Source organism: uncultured Mucilaginibacter sp. (assembly GCF_903913935.1).
Taxonomy (GTDB): domain Bacteria; phylum Bacteroidota; class Bacteroidia; order Sphingobacteriales; family Sphingobacteriaceae; genus Mucilaginibacter.
The window spans coordinates 1-4,419 of record NZ_CAIWNH010000384.1 but is presented as its reverse complement, the minus strand read 5'-3'; the positions used below and the strand labels follow the sequence as shown (position 1 = coordinate 4,419).

The 4,419-nt window shown below is 46.9% G+C and carries 4 protein-coding genes, 1 tRNA gene and 1 riboswitch; of the genes, 4 read left to right on the top strand and 1 reads right to left on the bottom strand.

Annotation, left to right across the window (positions count from 1 at the left end; all coding sequences use genetic code 11):
- Nucleotides 1-210 precede the first annotated feature (210 nt).
- Nucleotides 211-310: riboswitch (SAM riboswitch) on the top strand.
- An 80-nt stretch (nt 311-390) separates the two neighbouring features.
- Nucleotides 391-1,521, top strand: coding sequence for a cysteine desulfurase family protein (locus QZY09_RS15460; protein WP_295673809.1), 1,131 nt, complete (start codon nt 391-393; stop codon nt 1,519-1,521).
- A gap of 14 nt (nt 1,522-1,535) precedes the next feature.
- Nucleotides 1,536-1,607: transfer RNA gene (locus QZY09_RS15455), tRNA-Cys, on the top strand.
- A 51-nt stretch (nt 1,608-1,658) separates the two neighbouring features.
- On the opposite strand, the gene QZY09_RS15450 is transcribed toward QZY09_RS15455, so the two are convergent.
- The gene (locus QZY09_RS15450) at nt 1,659-2,777 is read right to left on the bottom strand and encodes a glycoside hydrolase family 43 protein (RefSeq protein ID WP_295673808.1); all 1,119 of its coding nucleotides are present in this window, start codon (nt 2,775-2,777) and stop codon (nt 1,659-1,661) included.
- Nucleotides 2,778-3,078: 301 nt separating this feature from the next.
- Here QZY09_RS15450 and QZY09_RS15445 point away from each other — a divergent pair, with 301 nt between their 5' ends.
- Together QZY09_RS15445 and QZY09_RS15440 are read left to right on the top strand one after the other, a co-directional pair.
- On the top strand, nt 3,079-3,237 hold the full coding sequence (locus QZY09_RS15445; protein ID WP_295673807.1) for a lmo0937 family membrane protein: 159 nt from the start codon (nt 3,079-3,081) through the stop codon (nt 3,235-3,237).
- A 177-nt stretch (nt 3,238-3,414) separates the two neighbouring features.
- Nucleotides 3,415-4,104: a VIT family protein gene (locus QZY09_RS15440; RefSeq protein ID WP_295673806.1), complete on the top strand. Its 690-nt coding sequence runs from the start codon at nt 3,415-3,417 to the stop codon at nt 4,102-4,104.
- Nucleotides 4,105-4,419: the final 315 nt, after the last annotated feature.

Below are 4,419 nucleotides of genomic sequence, written 5' to 3'. Positions count from 1 at the left end.
TTTAACACCAGGTACAAGCCCATAGACGAATATTTTTCGATTTTATTTTTGTGTGCCCGTTGATTTTGCGTAAAAAGTTTGAGCGATGGCAAAAAACGGGTCGAATATTATTTAGAAATGCAGGGTGAAAATCATCTTTGTAAATTAATTCTATAAAATCCATAGGAATTATATAATATACTTTATATTTGTCCCCGAAACGTTCTTTATTATTTATCCAGAAAGACCGAGGGAATGGCCCTGCGACGTCTTAGCAACCTATAAACATAAGGTGCTAATTCCACTCCTGTAACCGGGAGAAAGATAAAAACCAGGTATAATATACTTGTAATTACCGCACACCTGCGCGGCTTCTGGCATATGGAATAAAGGCAAATAAAAAAACAAAACATGAAAATTTACCTGGACAACGCCGCCACCACCCCGCTGGATCAAAACGTATTCGAAGCGATGACCCCTTATTTTTTGAACCACTTTGGTAATGCCTCTTCAAAGCACGGGCCGGGCCGCGAGGCCGGCGAAGCGCTGGAAGCCAGCCGCGCGAAGATCGCCAGTTTGTTAAATGCTTTACCCGAAGAGATCGTCTTTACTTCAGGCGGTACCGAGGCGGATAACATCGCCATCGTGTCCGCCGTTACCTGTAACCATATCGATCATGTAATCACCACGCCATTTGAGCACCCGGCTGTATTGCAAACGTTGCGTGCGCTGTCGTCCAAATACCATACCCGCGTTAGTTACATCAAGCATGATGCCAAAGGCAACCTGGATCTGGCCCACCTGGAATACCTGCTGCGGACCAATACCCGCAACTTGGTTTCAGTAATGCATGCCAACAACGAAGTGGGCAACCTGAACGATATCGTGCAGATCGGCGAGCTGTGCGAAAAATACCAGGCCTTGTTCCATACCGATACGGTACAAACTATGGGGCATTACCGCCACGACCTTAGCCGGCTCAAAGTTCATTTCCTGGCGGCATCGGCGCATAAGTTCCACGGCCCTAAAGGCGTTGGCTTTTTGTACCGCAGCAAAGGGCAGCGGCTCAACCGTCTTATCCATGGCGGAGGTCAGGAAGGTGGCCTGCGCGCCGGCACCGAAAACATCCCGGGCATTGTGGGCATGGCCAGGGCGCTTGAAATTGCTTACGGGCAAATGGAACAGGATCATTCGTACATACAAAACTTAAAATACCATTTGATCAGCCGTTTAACCGAAATGTTGCCTGATGTGGCGTTTAACGGTAATTCGGCTGATTTAAATAAAAGCCTTTATACGGTATTAAGCGTAAGCCTGCCCGGTACGGATACCGACCTGCTGCGCTACCTTGACGCAGAGGGAATTGCTGTTTCCGGCGGCAGCGCATGTTCGGGCGGTTCGGCCTCCCACGTATTGAAGGCGCTTGGTACAGATCCGGAACGCACAACCGTCCGATTTTCATTCAGTAAATTTAATACCCCGGCCGAGATAGACCAGGTGACAGAAAAACTGGCGGCAGTTTTCCGGCTGGCAGCTGCCTGAGGCAGGAACAAAACGGTGGAGTGGCCGAGTGGCGAGGCGGGGGTCTGCAAAACCTTTTACGGTGGTTCGAATCCACCCTCACACCTCTGTAATTGGTGAGTTGTTAATGGGGTAGCAATGCCTTCATAAACCCTGTTTCAATATCCCGGCGCCTGCAAAAACGGATCGATAAGGGGGATTGACCCATCCGCATTATGGTTTAATCTGGTAACCTTTACATTGCGCAGGTGAGTTTTGCCCGATATTTGGGTATCGTGATAAAATATATACCATTTGCCTTTTATTTCGACAATGGAATGATGGGTGGTCCACCCTTGTACGGGTTTCATCAATACCCCTTTATAGGTGAACGGGCCCAGCGGACTATCGCCGATGGCGTAACAAAGCAAATGGGTATCGCCGGTTGAGTAAGTGAAGTAATATTTACCGTTGTATTTATGCATCCACGAACCTTCAAAAAAACGGCGGTTACGATCTTTGGTTAGCAAAGGCTTGCCGAGGCTATCCACAATAACGGCATCTTTTACAGCGCCGTCAATGTTTTTCATATCGGGTTTAAGCAAGGCTACTTTACAGCTTATCGCCGGTGCATCTTCCGTTTGGGAATCTGTTTTTGAGCCACCTGCATCATAGTTACCGCTGAGCCACCGCTGCAGCTGTCCGCCCCATATCCCCCCGAAATACATATACGTTTTGCCATCGGTATCGGTAAACACGGCCGGATCAATACTATAGCTTCCAACTATTGGCCACGGTTCAGCTTTAAACGGGCCAACAGGGCTGGTAGCGGTAGCCACACCAATATGGAACACATCCTGTTTATCTTTTACCGGGAAATACAGGTAATAGGTACCGTTTTTAAAACCAGCATCAGGCGCCCAAAGCTGGCGGCCGGCCCAGGGGATATCCTTTATATCAAGCGCCACGCCATTATCCTTAACCGCACCGCCAATGCTATCCATCGAAAGAATATGATAATCCCGCATGGCAAAATGATCCCCGTTGTCATTTTCGGGGATGCCCGTATTGATATCATGTGACGGGTAGATATAAATTTTGCCATTAAACACATGTGCCGACGGATCAGCAGTATAAATGGAACTGATTAGTGGTTGCGAAAGATATTTTACTTTATTAGCGGTATCAGTTTTGCCGGTAACGGCTGCTTGCTGGGCTATTGCGCTGCCTGCATTTATCATACACGCTGTTATCAAAAGTGTACAAACTAATTTGGTGGTTTTTAATGGAATGCGCATGGGTTGATGGTTATTAAAAGATGATGCAATCGATTGCAATATATAAACCTATCTTCAATATCCGGCAGTTCAAATCGATTTTTTATTTGTGCGGCAAGCTCAGCGCAGGATGTGCACGGGCACCACGAACGGACAGGCGAGGGTATTGCTGTAAAAAAAAGTGCCACTGTCCTTTTATCACACCCTTTTTATTTGAATATGGACACTATTTGTTCCCAGGACGGCCGTCCAAAGGGAGATTCGGCTTTGGTATTGTTTTTGTATCTCCTATGTTATTAAGTCACACTTAAAAAACAATATCATGAGATCAATTTTGTACATTATAGCAGTTATCCTTATTATAGGATGGGCTATCGGCACATTTGCTTACGCAGCAGGCGGCCTGATCCATATTTTATTAGTAATAGCGGTTATCGCTTTAGTCCTTGGATTATTCAGGAGAGATACTAACGTTATTTAGCGTAAAGCAGCAGCAAAACATTTAGGTAGGTGCAGTTGAAAATAAGCCCGGTTTGGAAAATCAAACCGGGCTTTTAATTAGCTATTTTATTTTACACCCGGCGATATTAAATGATTTTTACTGATTTTTACACTATTGCGGGCATCGGTATGCCGCTGAAAACGCCAAAACTAAAAAATGGAATTAGAGAAACATTATTCAAACAGAAGCGGCTGGCTGCGGGCGGCTGTTTTGGGCGCTAATGACGGCATCCTGTCAACCACAAGTATAGCTATTGGCGTGGCTGCCGCCAGCCATACCCGGGGCCCGGTCGTCCTGGCGGCACTTGCGGGCTTAGTTGCAGGCGCAATGTCAATGGCGGCAGGTGAATATGTTTCGGTGAGCTCGCAATCGGATATTGAAACGGCAGACCTGGTGCGGGAAAAGAAAGAACTGGACACCATGCCGGAGATAGAACTAAATGAGCTGGCGAAAATTTACAAAAAACGGGGTTTAGACAGCAAACTGGCCCTTCAGGTAGCTGAACAGCTGACCAAGCACGATGCCCTGAAAGCCCACGCCAAAGACGAATTGGGCATAAACGAATTTTCGCAGCCGAAACCGCTGCAGGCGGCCCTGGCTTCTGGCGCATCTTTTATATCAGGCGGTATCTTACCCTTTTTTGTATCGTTATTCGCGCCGGTATATCTGATGGAAATATTATTATACGGCTTTGCCACGGTATTCCTGGCGCTATCGGGCGCTGTTGCGGCAAAAGCGGGTGGCTCAGCTATAGTCAAAAGCATGATCCGGATCTGCTTTTGGGGGACGATAGCGATGGGGATCACCGCGCTGGTGGGTTATTTGTTTGGGGTGAAGACGGGGTAAGGACCAACTACACTGTACTTTGCTCCCAGCTGTGCAGCGCAACGAAATTGTACGGGTGAAATTTATGAAATACCACTCCCTGCAAATTCCCGTTCCCGCTCCCGGTACCATGTTTAGTGAATCAAAAGGCAATAAACTTCGGCCCATTTTAAAATGCCGGATCGATTAAAAAATTGATTTCACCGATTTAAAGAGTTGTGGCGGCACAAAATCGGTGAAATCATTCCCAAATCGGTGAAATCATTAAAAGTGATACCTCACAAATGCCTCCATAGCCTCATACTCCGCCATGCCCAGTTTATCATAATTTTGGGC

Bases quoted from the DNA above. Each gene is read 5' to 3' on its own strand.
- QZY09_RS15440 (WP_295673806.1), top strand. From the start codon at position 3,415: ATGGAATTAGAGAAACATTATTCAAACAGAAGCGGCTGGCTGCGGGCG.
- QZY09_RS15450 (WP_295673808.1), bottom strand. From the start codon at position 2,777: ATGCGCATTCCATTAAAAACCACCAAATTAGTTTGTACACTTTTGATA.
- QZY09_RS15445 (WP_295673807.1), top strand. From the start codon at position 3,079: ATGAGATCAATTTTGTACATTATAGCAGTTATCCTTATTATAGGATGG.
- QZY09_RS15460 (WP_295673809.1), top strand. From the start codon at position 391: ATGAAAATTTACCTGGACAACGCCGCCACCACCCCGCTGGATCAAAAC.